The 19413-nt window shown below is 59.5% G+C and carries 18 protein-coding genes; 6 read left to right on the top strand and 12 right to left on the bottom strand.

Annotated features, from left to right (window positions below):
• Positions 1-132: 132 nt before the first annotated feature.
• The 7 genes from secA to ACI0FG_RS01515 form a co-directional block, all read right to left on the bottom strand.
• Positions 133-2676: a preprotein translocase subunit SecA gene (secA, locus tag ACI0FG_RS01545; protein WP_419786799.1), complete on the bottom strand. Its 2544-nt coding sequence runs from the start codon at positions 2674-2676 to the stop codon at positions 133-135.
• A gap of 8 nt (positions 2677-2684) precedes the next feature.
• Complete coding sequence (locus ACI0FG_RS01540; RefSeq protein ID WP_419786798.1) at positions 2685-3464, bottom strand: hypothetical protein; 780 nt, start codon at positions 3462-3464, stop codon at positions 2685-2687.
• Between the two features lie 99 nt (positions 3465-3563).
• Positions 3564-4436 (bottom strand): hypothetical protein, encoded by an 873-nt coding sequence (locus tag ACI0FG_RS01535; protein WP_419786797.1) that lies wholly within the window; start codon positions 4434-4436, stop codon positions 3564-3566.
• Positions 4429-5253 (bottom strand): hypothetical protein, encoded by an 825-nt coding sequence (locus ACI0FG_RS01530; RefSeq protein WP_419786796.1) that lies wholly within the window; start codon positions 5251-5253, stop codon positions 4429-4431. The genes ACI0FG_RS01535 and ACI0FG_RS01530 overlap by 8 nt, the downstream gene beginning before the upstream one ends.
• A 77-nt stretch (positions 5254-5330) precedes the next feature.
• Positions 5331-6146 carry a hypothetical protein gene (locus tag ACI0FG_RS01525; RefSeq protein ID WP_419786795.1) on the bottom strand — a complete coding sequence of 272 codons (816 nt, stop codon included), beginning with the start codon at positions 6144-6146 and terminating at the stop codon, positions 5331-5333.
• A gap of 13 nt (positions 6147-6159) precedes the next feature.
• Complete coding sequence (locus tag ACI0FG_RS01520; RefSeq protein WP_419786794.1) at positions 6160-7281, bottom strand: (Fe-S)-binding protein; 1122 nt, start codon at positions 7279-7281, stop codon at positions 6160-6162.
• A 1-nt stretch (position 7282) separates the two neighbouring features.
• The gene (locus ACI0FG_RS01515; protein WP_419786793.1) at positions 7283-8671 is read right to left on the bottom strand and encodes an FAD-binding oxidoreductase; all 1389 of its coding nucleotides are present in this window, start codon (positions 8669-8671) and stop codon (positions 7283-7285) included.
• A 187-nt stretch (positions 8672-8858) separates the two neighbouring features.
• On the opposite strand from ACI0FG_RS01515, the gene ACI0FG_RS01510 reads away from it, so the two are divergent.
• On the top strand, positions 8859-9356 hold the full coding sequence (locus ACI0FG_RS01510; RefSeq protein WP_419786792.1) for a GlcG/HbpS family heme-binding protein: 498 nt from the start codon (positions 8859-8861) through the stop codon (positions 9354-9356).
• A 104-nt stretch (positions 9357-9460) separates the two neighbouring features.
• Here the strand turns inward: ACI0FG_RS01510 and ACI0FG_RS01505 are convergent, their stop codons facing one another.
• From ACI0FG_RS01505 to ACI0FG_RS01485, 5 genes are all read right to left on the bottom strand, one after another.
• Positions 9461-10129 carry an amino acid ABC transporter permease gene (locus ACI0FG_RS01505; RefSeq protein WP_419786791.1) on the bottom strand — a complete coding sequence of 223 codons (669 nt, stop codon included), beginning with the start codon at positions 10127-10129 and terminating at the stop codon, positions 9461-9463.
• A 3-nt stretch (positions 10130-10132) separates the two neighbouring features.
• Positions 10133-10801 carry an amino acid ABC transporter permease gene (locus ACI0FG_RS01500; RefSeq protein WP_419786790.1) on the bottom strand — a complete coding sequence of 223 codons (669 nt, stop codon included), beginning with the start codon at positions 10799-10801 and terminating at the stop codon, positions 10133-10135.
• Positions 10802-10862: 61 nt separating this feature from the next.
• Positions 10863-11657: an ABC transporter substrate-binding protein gene (locus ACI0FG_RS01495; RefSeq protein ID WP_419786789.1), complete on the bottom strand. Its 795-nt coding sequence runs from the start codon at positions 11655-11657 to the stop codon at positions 10863-10865.
• 277 nt (positions 11658-11934) lie between these two features.
• Positions 11935-13587 (bottom strand): radical SAM protein, encoded by a 1653-nt coding sequence (locus ACI0FG_RS01490; RefSeq protein ID WP_419786788.1) that lies wholly within the window; start codon positions 13585-13587, stop codon positions 11935-11937.
• Between the two features lie 189 nt (positions 13588-13776).
• On the bottom strand, positions 13777-14373 hold the full coding sequence (locus ACI0FG_RS01485) for a DNA-3-methyladenine glycosylase I (RefSeq protein WP_419786787.1): 597 nt from the start codon (positions 14371-14373) through the stop codon (positions 13777-13779).
• A 134-nt stretch (positions 14374-14507) separates the two neighbouring features.
• Between ACI0FG_RS01485 and ACI0FG_RS01480 the strand changes: the two genes are divergently transcribed.
• The 5 genes from ACI0FG_RS01480 (at position 14508) to ACI0FG_RS01460 (ending at position 19341) form a co-directional block, all read left to right on the top strand.
• Complete coding sequence (locus ACI0FG_RS01480; protein ID WP_419788337.1) at positions 14508-15830, top strand: sigma-54 interaction domain-containing protein; 1323 nt, start codon at positions 14508-14510, stop codon at positions 15828-15830.
• A 162-nt stretch (positions 15831-15992) separates the two neighbouring features.
• Positions 15993-16382: a NifB/NifX family molybdenum-iron cluster-binding protein gene (locus ACI0FG_RS01475; protein WP_419786786.1), complete on the top strand. Its 390-nt coding sequence runs from the start codon at positions 15993-15995 to the stop codon at positions 16380-16382.
• An 85-nt stretch (positions 16383-16467) separates the two neighbouring features.
• Positions 16468-17346, top strand: a complete 879-nt coding sequence (locus tag ACI0FG_RS01470) for a P-loop NTPase (protein ID WP_419786785.1) — start codon at positions 16468-16470, stop codon at positions 17344-17346.
• A 121-nt stretch (positions 17347-17467) separates the two neighbouring features.
• Positions 17468-18478 (top strand): DUF697 domain-containing protein, encoded by a 1011-nt coding sequence (locus ACI0FG_RS01465; protein ID WP_419786784.1) that lies wholly within the window; start codon positions 17468-17470, stop codon positions 18476-18478.
• A 119-nt stretch (positions 18479-18597) separates the two neighbouring features.
• Complete coding sequence (locus ACI0FG_RS01460) at positions 18598-19341, top strand: substrate-binding periplasmic protein (protein WP_419786783.1); 744 nt, start codon at positions 18598-18600, stop codon at positions 19339-19341.
• Positions 19342-19413: the final 72 nt, after the last annotated feature.

The following is a 19413-nucleotide window of genomic DNA, read 5'->3' as shown; positions in this document are numbered from 1 at the left end:
AGCGTCGCACTATACCTAGCCACGGTGTCTATGCAAGGAGGAAACATCGCCTTTCCGCGCTGCCGGAGCATAAAAAGAAAGCGGCCGACCCGTTCCCGGATCGGCCGCTTTTACTGTCAGCAATTGCAGTGCCTAGCGGCCGCAGCACTTTTTGTATTTCTTGCCGGAGCCACAGGGGCAGGGATCGTTGCGTCCGATCTTCGGTTCCTTGACCACCTGCTTGGGCTTCTGGTCGCCGGAGTCCGCACCCTCGTAGTTGAGGTCTTCGGTCTCCTCGTGCTGGAATTCCTCGTCCTTCACCTCGGCCTCGATGCGCAGGTGGGAGAAGGCGCGCATGGCGTTCTCCTTGATGGTGTAGACCAGCTCGGCAAAGAGCTCGAAACCTTCGCGCTTGTACTCCTGCTTGGGGTCCTTCTGACCATACCCGCGCAGGCCGATGCCGTCGCGCAGGGAGTCCATGTTCAGCAGGTGCTCCTTCCAGTTGCGGTCCAGGGAATCGAGCAGGAAGTAGCGCAGGATTTCCTGATAATGATCGCTGGTGGAGGCGCGCAGGTAGGCGAAGATGTCCTCCACCCATGCCTCGGCCTGTTCCAGAGTGGGCAGGCCGCCCTTTTTCCAATCCTCGAACCGGTCGAAGTTGAAGACCTCTTCCAGACGGGAGCGCACGGCCTCCTCGGTCTCCTCGTCCACTGCGGACTTGGCTTCCAGGACCGGCTTCAGGATTTCCTCCAACAGCTCGGAGGCGTGCCGACGGGCCACATCCTCAACGGACTCGGCCTTCATCAGCTCTCGGCGCAAGGTGTAGATGACCTCGCGCTGCTGGTTCATGACATCGTCATATTCCAGCAGCTGCTTGCGGATTTCGAAATGGTGATTTTCAACGCGGGTCTGGGACTTCTCGATGGCGCTTGAGACCATCTTGTTCTCAATGGCCGTGCCGTCTTCCATGCCCAGCTTGTCCATGATGCCCTTGAGGCGGTCGGAACCGAACAGGCGCATCAGGTCGTCATCCAGGGCCAGATAGAAGCGGGAGGAACCCGGATCGCCCTGACGGCCGGAACGACCGCGCAGCTGGTTGTCGATGCGGCGGGACTCGTGGCGCTCGGTGCCTATGATATGCAGGCCGCCGAGTTCGCGAACGCCCTCGCCCAATTTGATATCCGTACCACGACCGGCCATGTTGGTGGCAATGGTCACCTTTTTCTGGTGACCCGCCTCGGCCACGATCTCCGCTTCCATCTCGTGCTGCTTGGCGTTGAGCACGCTATGAGGAATCTTCCGCTGCTTCAGCAGGTCGGAAAGGTGCTCGGATTTTTCAATGGATACGGTACCCACCAGGGCGGGCTGGCCGCGATGGTAGCATTCGGCGATATCGTCGGCGATGGCCTCGTACTTCTGCTGCTGGGTCTTGTAGATGGCGTCCGGATTGTCCTCGCGGATCATGGGCTGGTTGGTGGGGATTACCACGACTTCCAGATTGTAGATCTGGCCGAATTCCACGGCCTCGGTATCGGCCGTACCGGTCATGCCCGACAGCTTCTCGTACATGCGGAAATAGTTCTGGAAGGTGATGGAGGCCAGGGTCTGGTTCTCGGCCTCGACCTTCACGTTCTCCTTGGCCTCGATGGCCTGGTGCAGACCGTCGGACAGGCGGCGGCCCGGCATGAGACGGCCGGTGAACTCGTCGACCAGCACCACCTGATTGTCCTTGATGATATATTCCACGTCCAGCTGATAGCAATGGTGGGCGCGGAGGGCCTGAAGGACATGGTGCTGAAGCGAGACGTGCTGCGGATCAAAGAGGTTGTCCACGCCGAGCAGGGCCTCGACCTTTTCCACACCGGCATCGGTCAGGGTGGCGGACTTGGCCTTCTCGTCCAGGACGAAGTCGCCGTCGGGCAGCGTGTCCTTGTCGTCCGGGTCGATGGGGGTGGACATGATCAGCTTGGGAATGATGGCGTCTATGCGGCGGTACAAACCGGATGATTTTTCACCCGGCCCGGAGATGATGAGCGGCGTCCGTGCCTCATCGATGAGGATGGAGTCCACCTCATCCACGATGGCGTAGTTGAGCGGCCGCTGCACCAGCTGCTCCTTGTAGAACTTCATGTTGTCGCGCAGGTAGTCGAAGCCGAACTCGTTGTTGGTACCGTAGGTGATGTCCGCGGCATAGGCCTGCTGCCGCTGCTCGTCGGTCAGACCGTGGACCACGATGCCGTAGGTCAGGCCGAGGAAGGTGTAGAGCTGGCCCATCCACTCGGCGTCGCGGGTGGCCAGGTAGTCGTTGACCGTGACCACGTGCACGCCCTTGCCGGACAGGGCATTGAGCACCACGGGCAGGGTTGCGACCAGGGTCTTGCCTTCACCGGTCTTCATTTCGGCGATCTTGCCCTGGTGGAGCACGATACCGCCGATGAGCTGCACGTCGAAGTGGCGCATGGGGGGATCGAAAACGCGCTTGCCCGCCTCGCGCACCAGGGCGAAGCACTCGGGCAGCAGGTCGTCCAGGGTCCGTTCCCCTGTTTCCACCTGGCCGCGCCATGCGGCGATCTTTACCGGAAAGTCAGCGTCTTCCAGAGCGGCCATCTGTGGTTCCAGACCGTTGATCTTTTCAATGATGGGCTTGAGTTTCTTCAGGTATCGGTCATTTTTGGAACCGAAGATGTATTTGAGCATCGTCACTCCTAAGCGAGATATTCGTCGTCGCCCTTCAGGGCGATCAGGGCTTCATATGTTGCGCAAAGCCCGGCGGAAAGCAATACGGCGCCAACGGTTTGCAGCGCAGTGCGCACAAAAACGGCCACGGGCCGAAGGGACGCCCCCCCGGTCGGGTCGAGCCAGTCCCCGGCAAAGGCTGCCAGGGCCATCCAAGGAATAAGCACGGGAACGGACGGAAGCAAGAGGCAGGAGACGATCTTCCGCGCATTTCCCTTTGAGAGCAGGATGGAACGTACCATCGGCTCCCGAACTTCCCCGGCCAAAAAGGCGAAGGAGAAAAACAGCCGCACGTATCCGAACAGCAACAGCACTGCCACGGCCACCACCATCAGCGGATAGAACCGGGCGATAACCGGGCCGAACAGATACCCGGCCAGGGCGGGTATGCCCCGGGTGGCGGCGAACAGCCCCACAAGATAGAGCATGGCCAGTACATACGCATAGGCCACCGCCTTGCCGAACTTGAGCCACCGCTGCTCGTCGGTCCGGGCAAAGGGATGGCCCGGATCAAGCAGACGGTAATGCAGCAGCGCCAGCACCGGACCGATCCAGAGCGCCTCCGGGATGAGCAGCCAGGCCATGTCGAAGGGATCAAAGACATAGACACCGGGGAACAGCCAGCGGGCCATGTTGGCCAACAGGAATCCCACTCCGAGGAACGTTGTCGGGCAAAGCAGCGCCCGCCCACGGTTGCGGAGCAGATAAGCGGTTTGCCGGGTTACGGCTACGGTGTCGATACGGTCCATGATTTTGGATCGTTCCTCGGAACGATGGGCATGGAATAGCACAAACCGGCGCGGTGGCAAAGGCTGTGCACCGTTTGTCGCCCAATCGACACGCCGCGGCTACTCGTCCGCTCCGGCCGCGTAGTATTCTTCATGATTTTCCCCGGCCGAGTCATCCTTGCAGGGCGCCTCCTCTCCTCCGCACGCCTCGCCATCCTGCCTTCTCCCATCGGCCAGCCGCACGTACCATGCGCACAGCAGGGTCGAACTGAGCAGGCCGAACAGGCCGTTGAGCATGGACAGCGCCGTGGCCCTCAACAGGGACGGAACGCCGGGAATAAACACAAGGGGCAGGAAGAAGACAACGACCGCTACGGCAGCCGCAAGAATAAGCAGGATCACGGAACAGAGCATACGCCAGCTCCGCCCCCGGGAAATCCGCAACGCCTCGCGCAGGGTGATGCCGTCGCCCACCACCGAGCCGGGCACGGCCAATTGGAGACGCAGGGTGACGAACAGCAGCCAGAAAAGCGCCGCGAACGCATACACAACCACGCCGACAATGGCCACGGGGTTGTCCCGCAATTGGGGGAACCCCAAAGCGAGAAAGGAAGGCGGCACGGCGATGATGCCGCCCAGCACCATGGTGACCAGTCCTATCTTGATGCAGGTCCACACGAACCGCGCAAGCGAGAACAACGGACGGAGGGGAAGCAGCATCGGCTCCCCGCGCAGAGCCGTTACGGCATAGTGGTTGTACAGCAGGTAAATGACCATGCCCATGACCGAGAAAAAAAACGCCCCGGAACCGAAAGCCATGCTCCCGACCCCGTTCAGGCTGTCCCGCACCCTCTCAGGATCATCCAGCCCCAGACTGGAGAAGGCACCGTAAAACACGGCCTGGACGACCAGAAAACCGAGAACGGCCAGCCGTTGCCGCCACATCATCGCCACGGACTGCCGAAGCACGCTCCTGGCGCTTATATCATGCATCAGATGAATTCCTCATGGGTTCAGACTTCCCGGCCGTATGGCCCGGATGAAGCCGCGTGTACCACACGGCCGCCGCTACGGCAAAACAGACAGTCACACCCGCCCGCAGCGTCGGAGCGGCCCAGTTCAGATACATGTCGGCCGCTTTGGATGGCAACAGGAATATGGCCACGTCATAAACGGCGCGGCGAAGGATCCACCAGAGCAGGAAGGTCAACATCAACGGCCAAGTCCTACCCCGGCTCAAATCCCGGGACTCGCGTAAGGTCATGTGCCCTTCCGCGCCGATGCCCACCATGACGAAGCCGAACCGGGCCGAAAGCCATGCGATGGGTACGCCCTCCAGGTACGGGGCAACCGCCCACACCGCTATTGCCACTTTGCCCGGTGGGTCCAATGCCCAGACAACGACCCAGCCCAGGCTACCGGCCAGAAAATCCAGCAGAAAGTAACAGGCGATGCCGTACGGCAGCGCTCGTGCAAGTCGCATGGGGAAATCCGCAGGCAGACGCAACGGCTCCCCACGCAACTGGGCGGCCGCCATGCACCAAAGAGCCAGCATAACGGCCAGTACCCCCAGTTCGGGCAGCAACCCGCCCACCCAGGCGGTAAAGTACAGAATGACGTCCTGAAGCCCTTCCAACGGCAACAGAGGCAAAACAGCCCGTACCAGCAAATACAGCAGGACCAGCCTGCCATAGACCCATGGCTTCCGCCGCACCAGCCCGGCGGCCTCACCCAGCACAGCACGGCCCTCCCGCCACCATCCGGCCCTCACGGCTTCGGCGTGCAGCAGATTATTTCTAGCTCGCAGCAAGGGTCACAGTGTCGTCTCGCTGCCTACGCTGGGATACTTCTTGTAGCTTTTTGTAAATCATGTTCAAAATACCGCTGCTATTGCGCAGCCCCCTGTTCCAAGTTCAAATCCCCTTCCAGGTGTTTCTGCTCCAATTCCCGCATTGCACGCTCACGTCTGGCCAGAGCCGCGTAAAGCACGCAGAGGAAGCAGGACATGGCGAAAACGACCGTACTGGTAGTTACCGTATCGGCAAGATTAAAGCTCAAGGAATCGCTGGTTTCAGGCGATACTATCATCCAGACAACGCCCATCAAAAAGGCAGGAATACAAAAAAGCAGCACGGTCAGGTACAGCCGCCCCGTGCAACCACGGGTCAGTCGCCAGGAGCGGCGATAGTCACCCGCATCACCCATCACTATGGCTGGCAAGATGAAACCGAAGCGCAGTAACGGCAATATACCAATCCCTATTGCCAGCAAATAGGCAATGGCCTCCAAGGTATCCCGCAGCAACCATTGCTGAGGATCACTTGGCAGCGAGGATATGTTGACAAGGAAACGCGGCAGCCCGCCCAGAAGACCGGCGAGTAAACAAAGAAAACACAGCGCGATCATGGTCAGGACAACATTACGATACACCCGCACAGGACGGGGAGGGATAAAACCACGTTTTCCGCGACAGGCGCTCACAATAAAATACGTGACCGAGATGGACACGCCAAAATCCATCAACAACCCGACCAGAAAAGATGTGACCCGAATTGCGGTAAAGCCCTGCTCATGGACCCCGATCAACGTTCCGGCTAAAGCCAAAAAAGTATTTATTAAAAAATATACAAAAATTACACCCGCGTTCGCTCCAACCAAACGCAGGGTCTCTCCACCCACACGCCAAAAGCTAATCCGTCCCATGATCTCGATACCCTCATTTGATGATCTCCAGCCAATGCCTTACTGCCACGCCCTCCGGGGCCGTTGAGGCGAGTTGGTTCACGCAGGCGGAACAGCCGGTCAGCACCAGTCCGGCACCGGCGAGCGTCTGCCAGCACTCGGCGTTGACCAAGGCGGACAACTCCGGCGCGGCAAGGCGCATGACGCCGCCGAAACCGCAACACTGCCTGCCCGTGACCGCACCGATATGGTCACCGAGCATCCTGCGCAGCAGGGAGAGATCCGGGTCCGGCTCCTGCGCGTGGCAGGGGTGATGGTACCCGACGTCGAACGTCGCGTTGGGGGATAACACAAAGCCTATATCATGTAAAACGATTGACAGTGGTGTCAGTGAATTGCGCCACTCGGCACCCTCTTCCAGGTCGGCACAGGCGTAGTCTCGCAGCCCCTCCAGGCAGGAGGCGCAGAAGACAACAACTTTGGGCTTTCCGGCAGCGCGCCAGATGGCGAGATTGCGCTCGGCCAGTTCCCCGGCCTCACCGCTCAGGCCCACGGCGGAAAGCCCGGAGCCGCAGCAGGAAAAATCAGAATGCAGAATTTCCACGCCCAGGCCGTCCAGCATCCGCCGGGCAGTGGCCTGCCATCGCTTGCGGACGTAGGTGGCCGTGCATCCGGCAAAGAGCAACACACGCTCACCCCGGTAAGTGTCCGGAAACTTGTCGGCCTGCACGAACGGCGTTAGTCCCGGCCCGCCTGACATTCCGGCCAGCATCTTGAGGGAGGTGCCGAACTTTTCCGGCACCAGAGCTTCGGGCACGGCCTTGGCCGCGGCGGAACCCGCAGGCCACAGGCTCTTGGCGTGGGTCAACCACGTCTTCCACAGCCAGCGGCGAAAGTCGGGATGAGCCGCCCGCAGCCGGGCCACGATCTCCGGCACATCCACGCCCTGGGGACAGACATCCTTGCAGCGATGGCACCCCAGGCAGAACCCGGCCAGCTTTGCGACCGATTCGCCGGAAAGGTCCGCCCCACCCTCGTCCAGCAGCCGGTTCAGGTCCGACTTGGCGCGGGGGGAGAATTCCTCCCGCCCGGTGGCGCGCAGCAGTGGGCACACCGCCATGCAGGTGCCGCAGAGGATGCATTGTTTTTCCGCCATGCTACCACGCCTTTCCCGGATTCATGATGCCGCTGGGATCAAAATTCCGTTTGATGCCGTCCATGAGGGCGATGGTTTCGGCCGAAAGCTGCTCCGCCACGAACTCAGCCTTGGTCAGGCCGGTGCCGTGCTCGCCTGAGATGGTGCCGCCCAGCTCGATGGCCAGACGAAAGACGGCAGTCTTGGCCTTTCCCGCCGCTTCCACCTCGCCCGGCACAGAAACATCATGCATGATGCTGACATGGAGATTGCCGTCGCCCAAATGGCCGTAGCACAACACGGGCAATCCGAACTCCCGGCCTATGGCGTGGACCCGCTCCGCCGCCTCGCCCACGCGGGAGCGAGGCACCGCGATATCCTCGGCCACCTTGTTGGGCCTGATCTGAAACGTTGCCGGGGAAATACGCCGCCGCACGGTCCAGACCGCCTCTTCCTCGTCGCCGGTCCCGACCATCATGCCCACGGGCGAGAGCGGCTTGAGGGCAGCGCACAACAGTTCTGTCTCTGCCCGAACGCCCCCGGCCGTGCCGTCCACCTTGAAAAGCAGGGCTGCCCGGGTTGTCTCCGGCAACGGCACGTCGTCGATCTTTCGCACGGCCTTCAGCACGGTCTCGTCCATGAACTCGCAAGCCGCCGGAAGCAGCCCGGCACGAAAAACGGCCCGCGCGCCCTCCATGCAGGCGGCGAGATCGGCAAAACCGACCAGCACGGACGCCGAGGCCTCGGGCAGCGGAATGAGCTTGACCGTCATTTCCGTTATCAGCCCCAGCTTGCCGCAGGCACCGACAAACAGGCGGGTCAGGTCCAGGCCAACCACGTCCTTGTGCATCCGCCCCCCGGTGCGCAATACTTTTCCGCCCGGCAGCACGGCCTCCAGGCCGAGCACCCAGTCGCGGGTGACGCCGTACTTCACGGCCCTGAGGCCCCCGGCGCAGGTGGAGGCGTTGCCTATGACCGTGGACATCTTCACACTGGCCGGGTCCGGCGGATAAAAGACCTGCTTTGCGGCGCAGGCGGCCTGAAAATCGGCGGTGACCACCCCCGGCTCTACCACGCCCGCGAAATCGTCGGCGTTCACGTCCAGGATACGGTTCATGCGCAACAACGAAATGACCACGCCTCCCAGCGAGGGGACGGCATTGCCGACCTGGCAGGTACCCCTGGCACGCGGATAGAGCGGCATGTGTTCGGCCTCGGCCCAGCGCAGCAACTCGATCACCTGGTCCCGGTTTTCCGGCCGGACCACTGCCCAGGGCATGGCATGGCACCGGCTGGAGTCCGCCGAGAATGCGGCACGTTCCTCCGGCGAGAGCAGACATCCCTCGCCGGGAAAAAGGTCGGAAAGAAACTGCTGGTGCGCCTGTGTCAGAGAGGGGGCATACTGGTTCATACGCGAGGTGTAAGACCCGTGGGCAGGGGTGTCAATGCGAAGAAGACTCCCAGGTGGTTGCACGCTTTTTCCAGGTGGCGTAACGACCTATTCGGCGAACCTTTTTCCCGTCCGACCTCGCATGGGACGCGGGCCGGGCATAAAATGGCCGTCGAACAACGTTACTGCCCAACTCAAGGAGAAACTCATGCGCAAACTCATGCTTTCCGGACTGTTCGTTCTCGCGATCATGCTGCTCGCCCTTCCCGCTCTTGCCGACGGTCCCGTCAAGACCCTGCCCGGCAACATCACCCTGGCCCAGGCCCGCAAGGTGCTGGATGCGGCCCTGGTAAAGGCCAAGGAAGTCAAAGTTCCGATGAACATCGCCATCGTGGACGCAGGCGGCAACCTCAAGGCCTTCTACCGCCAGGAAGACGCCTTCCTCGGCAGCATCGACATTTCCATCAAGAAGGCCGTCACCGCCCGCTACTTCAACATGCCCACCCGCACCCTGGGTGCCGCTGCCGTGCCCGGCCAGCCGCTGTACGGCATCGAGGTCAGCAACAACGGTCTGGTGATCTTTGCCGGCGGCGTGCTGCTGGTTGACTCAAAGAACGTCATCATCGGCGCGATCGGAGTATCCGGCGGCAGCGTGGACGAAGATGAATCCGTAGCCAAGGCAGGTGCGGCAGTCCTCAAAAAGTAACCATAACAGTATTGATTTAATAAAGGCCGGGGACACTGTCTCCGGCCTTTTTATTGCGAAAGAGGAATGCGAAGGGCTATCGCCCCCCCGCAGGGATTATTGGGCTAAAGCTTCAGCTCTCCGGTGGAGAAACGCCGCTCCAGATAGTTGGAGAGATGAATGAGCGGAAAGCAGACCACAAAATAAAGCAGCCCGACAAGGCCGAAGACCATGAGCCCTTCCGGCACCCGCTGCACTGTCAGCCAGCCTGCGCGGGTGATGTCCGTAAGCCCGATGACCGAGACGATGGACGAATCCTTGATGAGCAGGACGTACTGGCCTACCAGAGCGGGCAGCGCCATGCGCATGGCTTGGGGCAGGATGACCAGGAACATGGTCTGGCAATGGGTGTGCCCCAGGGAACGGCAGGCTTCTTCCTGCCCGGACGGAACGGCCTCGATGGCGGCGCAGACGATCTCGCAGATGTAGGACCCGGCATAGATGGTCAGACTGACCACTGCGGCGGTAAACGCCTCCATCTGCACGCCGAACTCCGGCAGGATGAAGAAGATGATGAAGATCTGAACCAGAAACGGCGTCCCGCGCATGAAATCGACATAGATGGACAGGACCCGGGAAGCCACGGTGCGCCGATTGGCACGCAGAATACCGGTAACGACACCGATGATGGTGCCGCCGATCAGGCTCAGGCCGGACACGGCCACGGTCATGCCGAGCCCTTTCCAGAACATGGGCAGACTGCGCAGGAGCTGTTCGAAATAGAATTCCCACATGGCTTAGGCGCTCCTGAAACGCATCATGCGCAATTGGTAGTACTTGGTCACGCCCTTGAGCACGTAGTAAATGACGAGATAAAGAACGGCGACCGTCAGAAAGGCCTCGGAGGGCATGAATCGCTCGGAGTTGAGCACCTGGCCCGCGCGGGTCAGTTCCATGACGGAAATCAGCGACAGCACGGCGGAGTCCTTGACCAGGACGATGGCCTGGCCGAGCATCGGCGGCAGGGTATTGGCCAGCGCCTGCGGCAGCAAAATGAACAGGAACCGCTGGTAGACATTGAACCCCTGGCCCATGGCGGCCTCTACCTGCCCTCCCGGAATCCCCTTGAAACCGCCCCGAAGGATCTCGGCCATATAGGCCCCGGAGTTGAGGGAAAGGGCCACGATGCCGGTGGTCAGTTCATTGACCTCGATGCCCAGCGACGGCAGACCGAAATAGAGAAAATAGAGCTGGGCCAGCAGCGGCGTGGAACGGACGGCCTCGATGTAGATCACGGCCGGGGCGGACAGGGACTTGATGCCGGAAATGCGGCAGGCGCAGGCCACCATGCCGATGATCAGCGCGCCGATGATGCCGACCAGCGAAATCCAGCAGGTCTGGTACAGCCCGTCGAGAAAGAGGGGCATGTATTCCCAGATGATGCGAAAATTGAAATATTCGAGCATGAGAGCGAATCCGAAACAAAGTGCGCCATGCCCCGGAAAGGGCATGGCGCACCATTACGGTCTAGTGATCCTTTTCCCAGGCCTTGGATTCGACCCAGTACTTGATGTTGGCGTCGTAGCGGCCGTCGGAACGGATCCAGTTGAAGAACAGGTTCATCCACTGGCGCAGGTCCTCGTCCTCGTGACGAACGGCAAAGGACAGGGGCTGCTTGGACATGATGTCGCCCACGAACTTGGTGGAATGCGGGGGGAAGGCGGCCAGGGAGCCCATGATGGAGGTCTTGTCGTTGACAGCCACATCGGCCTTGCCGGCCATGACGGCGTTGATGACCATGGGGCCGCCGCCCTTGTAGGACTTGATCTCGGCATTGGGGAAGAGACGCTTGGCGTCGGCCTCGCCGGTACCTCCGAGCAGAACGGCGACCTTGACGCCCTTCTGGTTGATCTGATCCCAGGAGGTCAGCGTGGAGTCGGCCTTGGTCAAGGCAACGGAGCCGGTGTAGTAGAACGGATCGGTGAAGGAGACCTTCAGGGCGCGCTGCAGGTTGGCGGTCATATCGGCGGCCAGCAGGTCGGCCTTGCCGGAAAGCAGGGCCGGGATCAGGCCGTCCCAGTCATAGTCCAGAAATTTGATTTTGACGCCCATTTCCTTGGCCATCAGCTTGCAGAACTCGACGGAAGAGCCGGTGCGCTCGCCGTTCTTGTCCATAAAGCTGAAGGGAGGACACTGGGTCTGACAGGCGACGCGCAGTTCGCCGCGCTTGACGATTTCTTCCAGGGCACCCGCTTGGGCGCTGGCAACCGCCGCAGTCAGCATGCAGAGCATGACGGCTAGGCAGAGAGCAATACGTTTCATCATTCCTCCTCAGAATGTGTATGGTGGGCCGCCGGGAAACCGTTCCCGGCCGACGATGAAAAAAGCGGACCGAATAGGGTCGGACGCTAATGGAAGTGTTTCGCTTTTGCAAGGAAACTGTCTCGCCCAGACGAAAAAAAATCTGGAAATTTGAGGGCATCGGAGGTTCCGGCAGGCAAATAACGGACCGCATCCAACCACGGAACTCCTGTCCGCACAGCCCCTTGCGCATGCTAATACGCTACGGGGAAAAGCTTCCCCGCAGCAGGTACCCGGATTACGCCTGAGGCAGTGTGAAGGGCGTTACAACGCGGAGGCTGTCGCCAAACCGCTCGGAAAGCTGGTTGGCGATGACCTTCTCGAAACTCTGGCTCAGGATAACCACCGTATCGGTAATCTTCGGCAGTTCTTCCGGAGGGACAATCGGTACGCCCTTGACCTGATCGCCCCATTTCTTTTTGTTGTTGTCCGAAAAAACCGTGATGTTCAACCGGGAAAGAGGACTGGACGCGAGCAGGGAAATGGCCGAGCCACCCGCGCCGAATGCCGCCACGGGTTTATCGCCCAATTCCTCGGCAATGGAACGCATGTGCCGATCCGTTTTTTCGGACCAGAACGGAAGGACGAAAATATCCCTGCCTGGCGCGTTATCCTGCAACCAGTTCATATACTTTGCCGTTTTGAATGTCGGCGATGCCAGCAGAATTGGGGTGTCGTCTTCCAGAAGACGTTCAGGAGCCGCAAACGGATAGCCGCAGTAACGACCTTCGCGAGAGGCAAAATCGCTCACCCGGACGATACCGGGAATACCCCGGTGATTGGTCAGCAGATAGAGCAGGACATCCGAGGTTCCGAAAATGGAGAATTTCCGCTCTCCGAAGGTATCCGCAAGAAATTGGAGAATCTGGTCATCCCGCTCACGCGTTGAGATGCTGTAGGAACTGCTCTGCTCGCAATTCAGGGAGGCCTTGATTTCACGGATAAGCATATCAATCTTTTCGGCTGTAGCCGGATAGTTCACACGGGCCTTGTCCCTTGCCGAGGCCAGCATATTTTCCCAGTCCATTCCCTCAAGCAGATGCGGAAAAGCGAAAATGTTCTCTTCCAGATAATTGCCCCGAATCGGCGTTACCCTGAATTCAAAACCGTATTCATCCGAAAGATCGATGAGATCGCAAAGCTGGTGCAGATTACGACGCATCACCACCGGTTCAAGATAGATATGCCAGCCCGGGCGGGTCTTCCGCATGTCCGCCATGATTCGCATGTTTTGCAGCAGCACGTCCCATTTGGCACCGACCCGGATAGACTCGTAGATGTCTTCGCACCCATCCACGCTGAACCCGAAGACGAGGTTGTCTATTTTCTCAAAGAGATCGACATGCCGGTGGATAAGCTGCCCGTTGGAAGCGATGACCAGTTGGGCATCACTGGTATCCATTTCCCCAAAATCACGAAAGAAGTTCAATGACTCCTGCGTCAAGAGAGTCTCGCCGCCCGTGACGATTATGCTCGCCACATTGTCCCAGGAAAGCAGCTCCATCAATCCGACAATTTTTTTGAAATCAACGCAATCCGTCATTTTAGTATCAATGGACGGCGCTCCCTGGTCACACATGATACATTTCAGATTGCACTTGTTCGGGCTGTTGATCGTAAAATCAAAGGCCGGATAATCAAGATGGTCTTCTCCCTTTTCAAAAGCAGCCTTGGCACGTTCCAGCAATTTTTCGAACGAGGGATTCCGCTTGTGGGAAAAATCCGGGAACGGCATGTCCCCCTTGCCTCCTCCTAGGCAATAGGCGCAGGGAGTCCCCTCAATGCGGCCCTCGGCAATATTACGGCGAAGCGTGCGCATTTCCGGAGAATTGAACATGGCGTCCATATCCTCGGGCGAGGCCATGGTGTGAGCCGACGTATCGTTGTACATACGATAGTAGGCGCAAGGACCATAAGTGGTCTTGTTATAAAGCAAAGAATACCATGGTCTCGAACACTTCCCAAACATTGCTGCTCCTTTGACTCTCTCTGCGAAAAGGCTTCTGCCCAGTATCCGAATACCCTATTATCGACTGATTTCAAAGAATCAATAGGTTCTTTCACCCATAAATTTCAAGTGTTACGTGTCGATTCCGGCATTTCCCAACTCCCGACACTCCCGATGCCGGAAACAGTCCACCAGATGATCGTTGACCATACCGACCGCCTGCATGAACGCATAGACGATGGTCGGTCCCACGAAATTGAAGCCATACCCCTTGAGCGCCCGGCTCATGGCTTGGGAGGCCTTGGTCTGCGCCGGGGCCTCGGCCAGGGTGCGCCAGTTGTTCTGGACCGGACGGCCGTCCACAAACTGCCACAGAAACCGGCTGAACGAGCCTTCCTTTTCCAGGATCGAAAGATAGCCTTGTGCATTGGCCCGAGCGGCCCGGACCTTGAGCCGGTTGCGGATGATCCCGGGATTGGCCAACAGCTCCTCTATCTTGGCATCGTCGTAACGGGCCATTTTTTCAGGATCAAGCCCATCAAAGGCCGTGTAGTAATTTTCGCGGCGTCGCAGAATGGTGATCCAGCTCAGCCCGGCCTGCGCCCCGTCCAGAATGAGTTTGGCGAAAAGGTCGCGGTCATCGTAAATCGGCACGCCCCATTCCCTATCGTGATACTCGACGTAGAGCGGATCGGCGCCGCACCATGGGCAGCGGTCTGGTTCGGCCACAGTTTATCTCCTCATCATTGGATGGTTATGCCCCGACAATACCAGTTCCCTGCCCGGTTGGCGATACGCGATTTTTATCGCGTTCCCGCCATACGGCCATTGGCATGTGGCCCGGTGCAGGGTATACCGATTCCATGCCGTTTCCCAAGAACCTGCCTCTCGAAGACGTTTTCGCCTCCATTGCGGATGGGCTCTTCACCGTGGATGCCAACTGGAACATCACGTATTTCAACGAGTCCGCCCAACGGATAACCGGCGTCAGCTATGACGAGGCCGTGGGGCGCAAGTGCTGGGACGTGTTCCGTTCCAGCCTGTGCGACGGCAACTGCGCTGTGGCCCAGTGTCTGCGCCGGGGCGTCAGCATCACCAACAAGTCCATCTTCATTATCAAGAGCGACGGCAGCCGCCTGCCGGTGTCCATCTCCGCTTCGGCCCTGATCAACGGTGACGGCGAGGTGGTGGGCGGGGTCGAAACCTTCCGCGACCTGACAGAGATTCAGGCCATGCGCCGCAAGGTCAAGGACCTGTACCGGTTCGAGGATATCGTGGGGCACAGCCCCTCCCTGGACCGCATCTTCCGCATCCTGCCCCAGGTCAGTTCCAGCCAGGCCACCACCCTGCTGCTGGGCGAATCCGGCACGGGCAAGGAACTCTTTGCCAGGGCCATCCATTCCCTGAGTTCGCGGCGCGACAAACCCTTTGTGCCCGTCAACTGCGGCGCGCTGCCGGAAAACCTGCTGGAATCGGAACTCTTCGGCTACAAGGCCGGAGCCTTTACCGACGCCCGCCACGACAAGCCGGGCAGGCTTGAGTTGGCCGAGGGCGGCACGGTCTTTCTGGATGAAATAGGCGACCTGCCCGGGCCGCTCCAGGTAAAACTGCTCCGGTTTCTGCAGGAAAAAACCTTTGAACCCTTGGGCGGCGTAACTCCGATCAAAGCGGACGTACGGGTCGTGGCGGCCACCAATCGAGACTTGGAAAAGCGGGTGGCGGACGGACGGTTCCGCCAGGACCTCTTCTACAGGCTCAACGTGGTAACCTTCCAGCTCCCTCCCCTGCGGGAACGGCGCGAGGACATCCCCCTGCTGGTCGAACACTTCGTGGAACAGTTCAACGCCCTGCAGGGAAAGCAGATACAGGGCGTAAGCGAGGACGTGCTACTCCTGTTTCTGCGCCATGACTTTCCCGGCAACGTCCGCGAATTGGAAAATATCCTGGAGTATTCATTTATCCTCTGCACTTCCGGTTTCATCCAGCAGGAGCACCTGCCCGACTATCTACAGGCCCGGGCCGAAACCGAAACGTCCGACAGCGGGCTGCACGGCAGCATGGATGAAATCAAACGGCGCGCCGCCCGGCACGCCGTGGAAAGAAACCAGGGACGCCGCATGGCCGCCTGCCGCGAACTGGGCATTACCAAAGACACGCTTCGTCGCCTGCTGACCCCTAAAAAATAGGGCGTTTTTTTAGCCCTAACCCGTCAATAATAGGCTAAAAATTCGCCATAATCTTGTTCACAAAAATTATAACCCATTGATATCATATGTTTTATTTTATGGCATGATCTGTGCTACCTTTTCAGAAGTCCGGCACGGGTCCGCCGGGGGAAACAGGTGAACATGATTCCTGAGCCCCACAATCGCATTTGTCTTGCTTGCTACAAGGACCGGCTGGCCTCGGTCTGCGAAAATGCGGACCGTTACAAGCTGTTTGAAATACGTGACAATGATATTTACCCCGCAGGCCTCCTATCCCTTCCCTCAAAGGACCCTATGGACAGGACATCCGCCATATTGGCCTGCGGGGTATCTTATTTGCTTTGCGGCGCTATCGGCGCGGATACCCTCGCCCGCCTCAAACGTGCCGGGGTGGAAGTTCGGCCCTGGCTGACCGGGTCCATATCCCAAACCGTTTCCGCCATGCGCGCGGGCGACCTCTCCAGCCTGGCCATGCCGGGCTGTCCCCGCCAGGTAAGGGGACGCACCCATTTGACATTTCCCGTACGATGACTATTCCTCTCACGTTACCGGTTCTGCCGGTCTATCGAACCACCAAGCCGAGGGCGGGGCAACCCGCCGTCTTCAGGAGAACACCATGAGCGATTGCAGCGGATGCTCCTCTGCCAACCCCGACGGCAGTTGCAGCAGCAGCACGGGATGCGACCAGAATCCCGATGAAAAACTGAACAAGACCCTGAGCCGGATCAAACACAAGATCGTGGTCATGTCCGGCAAAGGCGGCGTGGGCAAGTCCACGGTTGCGGCCAATCTGGCCGTGTCCCTTTCCCTGGCTGGCAAAAAGGTCGGCCTGCTGGATGTCGATGTCCACGGCCCGAGCATCCCCCGCCTGCTCGCCCTCAAGGGCAAGCAGCCGCACATGGGTGTGGATGTCATGGAACCCGTGCCCTGGTCCAAAAATCTTTCCGTCATGTCCCTCGGTTTCCTGATCCAGGATGACCGTCAAGCAGTTATCTGGCGCGGCCCGGTCAAGATCGGCCTGATCAAGCAGTTCGTGGAGGACGTCATGTGGGGCGACCTCGACTACCTGATCGTCGACTGCCCTCCGGGAACCGGCGACGAGCCTCTCTCCACCCTGCAGACCCTCGGCCAAACGGCCATGGCCGTCATCGTCACCACCCCGCAGGGCGTGGCCATCGACGATGTGCGCCGTTCCGTCTCCTTTGTGGGCGAGGTGGGTAACCGGGTCCTCGGCATTGTCGAGAACATGTCCGGCTTTGCCTGCCCCAGCTGTGGCGCGGTCCACGACATCTTCAATTCCGGTGGTGGCGAAGAGCTGGCCAAAGAGGCGGGAGTCCGCTTCCTGGGCCGTATTCCCCTGGACCCGGAAGTGACCCGCTCCGGCGACGAGGGCTACCCCTTCATGAAGGTTCACCGCGACACGGCCACCGGCAAGGCCATGAGCGACATCATCGCCCCCATCCTTGCCCTGCCCGATCCGCCGACGGCAGCCTAACAACACCGACTTCACATCGCCCTGTCCGGAAATTCCGGGCAGGGCGTTTTTTTCGCCCACCTCTTACGAAACGCTGTGCAACCAGCTTTTCCCCGCGCGCGAAATATCCTATAGTGACTGTATGCCGCGCTATCTCAAACATCTGCTGACCATTGTCGGCCTGATCATCCTCGCCGCCTTCCTGGCGTTTCTGAACGACTGCATCGCCGGACTGGCGGCCTTCGCCGGACGCGTGAACCCGGTGCTGGAGCCATGGGTTTTCTGGTCCCTCACCGGTGTGGTCGCCGCTTTCATGCTTTACGGCCTTGGGCAGCTGCTGCTCAGGCCTCGGCCGTTGCTGCTGCACGCTGCGCCCACGGAAGCGGAAATGGCGGATTTCCGGCGCGCGCTCATAAAACGCCTCAGGTCCAACAAACTAGTGCGCCAAGCCGGGCTTTCCATGCGTGGAGAGGAAGATATGGAGCCCGCCCTGGCCCTTCTGGGCAAGAAAGCCGATGAGGAAATCCGGGCCACGGGAAAGCGGGTCTTCATCGGCACGTCCCTGTCCCAGAACGGGCGGTTGGATGCGCTGGTGGTCCTATTTTTGATAACACGCATGGTCTGGCGGCTGGCCCGGATATTCAACCAGCGCCCCCACCCGCGCGAGGTGATCAACCTCTACACGAATATTGCGGCCACCACTTTTCTGGCCGGATCGGTGGAGGACATCGGCATCGAGGAGTATGTGCGCGAGCTCATGGCCCCGCTGGTCGGCGGATCGGCCGTGGGAGCGCTGCCCGGAGCCCAGGCCATTGCCGGAGTCATCACCTCCTCTGTCCTCTCCGGTTCCACCAACTGTCTGCTTACCCTGCGCTGCGGCATCATCGCGCGCAACTACCTTTCCCTGTCCCTGGACGGACGAGGGGCCATGCGGCGCAACGCCACTTTTCAGGCCGCGCGCATGTTCATGGGCCTGAGCACAGGGACCGTGGCCTACGTGACCAAAGTACTGATCAAAGGCTCCACCGGCGCACTCAAGAACGGTACGTCCAAAGTGGTCCACGGCATGGGAGACACCGCAGGCAACGTCTTCCGATCCGGCAAGGACACGGTTCGCCGCGTCACCGACGTGTTCAAACGTCCCCCAAAGTAACAACCGCCTCAAAAAAGCTAGACAGAATGAACGGGATAGGCTTTATTATAAATTCAAATGGCTACCATGTATTAGCCAAATCCTGAATACGAGGCTTGGCGGTGCGTTCCTTTCTTCTAGTGCTCTTACTCATCCTGACATGCAGCACGCATGTCTTCGGCGCATCGCTCCGCGTGGTCACAGAAAACTGGCCTCCGTACAATTACGAAAAAAACGGACAGGCGGTCGGGCTGGTCACGGAAGTTGTCCGCGCCACCCTGGACCGGGCCGGAGTGGACTACACCATCGAGGTTCTGCCTTGGGCCAGGGCTTATAGGCTGGCCAGGCAAGAGCCCAATGTCCTCATCTACAGTATGTACAAGCTGCCGGAACGGGAAGAGATGTTCCAATGGATCGCCATGGACGGCCTCAACGTCGACACATACATCATGCGCCCCAAGACCAGAAACGATATCCGGATAAACACACTGGAAGAGGCAAAAGCCTACCGGATAGGCGTCACCCGCGATGCCGCGCCGCACCTTTTCCTGCTTAAGCACGGCTTTGTCGAAGGCAAACAGATATTCCCGGTCTGCAACGAGCTCTTCAATATCCTTAAATCGCAACCACAAAACGACCGCATCGATCTGACGACATGTGACCTGCTGTCGCAGATCTACCGTCTGCAAGAGGCCGGCATAGCGTCCGACTACTGGGTCCCTGTGCTCCCTCTCCTCAGCGAAAATCTATACATGGCCTTCAGCCTCGAAACCGACAAAAAGATGGTGGATCGCATCAGTAATGCATTTGGCCAGATTCGACAGGAAGGCATTCTCGAGACCATGGTCCAAAAATACCGGAAGATGCTGGAACAAAATCCCTAGCCCTTAAAAACGAGAAAGGCCTCCTTGCGGAGGCCTGAATTTTCTCGGTGCAAAAAAAGGAAGTTGCTTTCT

Source organism: Pseudodesulfovibrio sp. 7M6 (genome assembly GCF_050058625.1).
GTDB classification, from domain to species: domain Bacteria; phylum Desulfobacterota; class Desulfovibrionia; order Desulfovibrionales; family Desulfovibrionaceae; genus Pseudodesulfovibrio; species Pseudodesulfovibrio salinus.
This window is presented reverse-complemented; position numbering and strand designations above follow the sequence as displayed.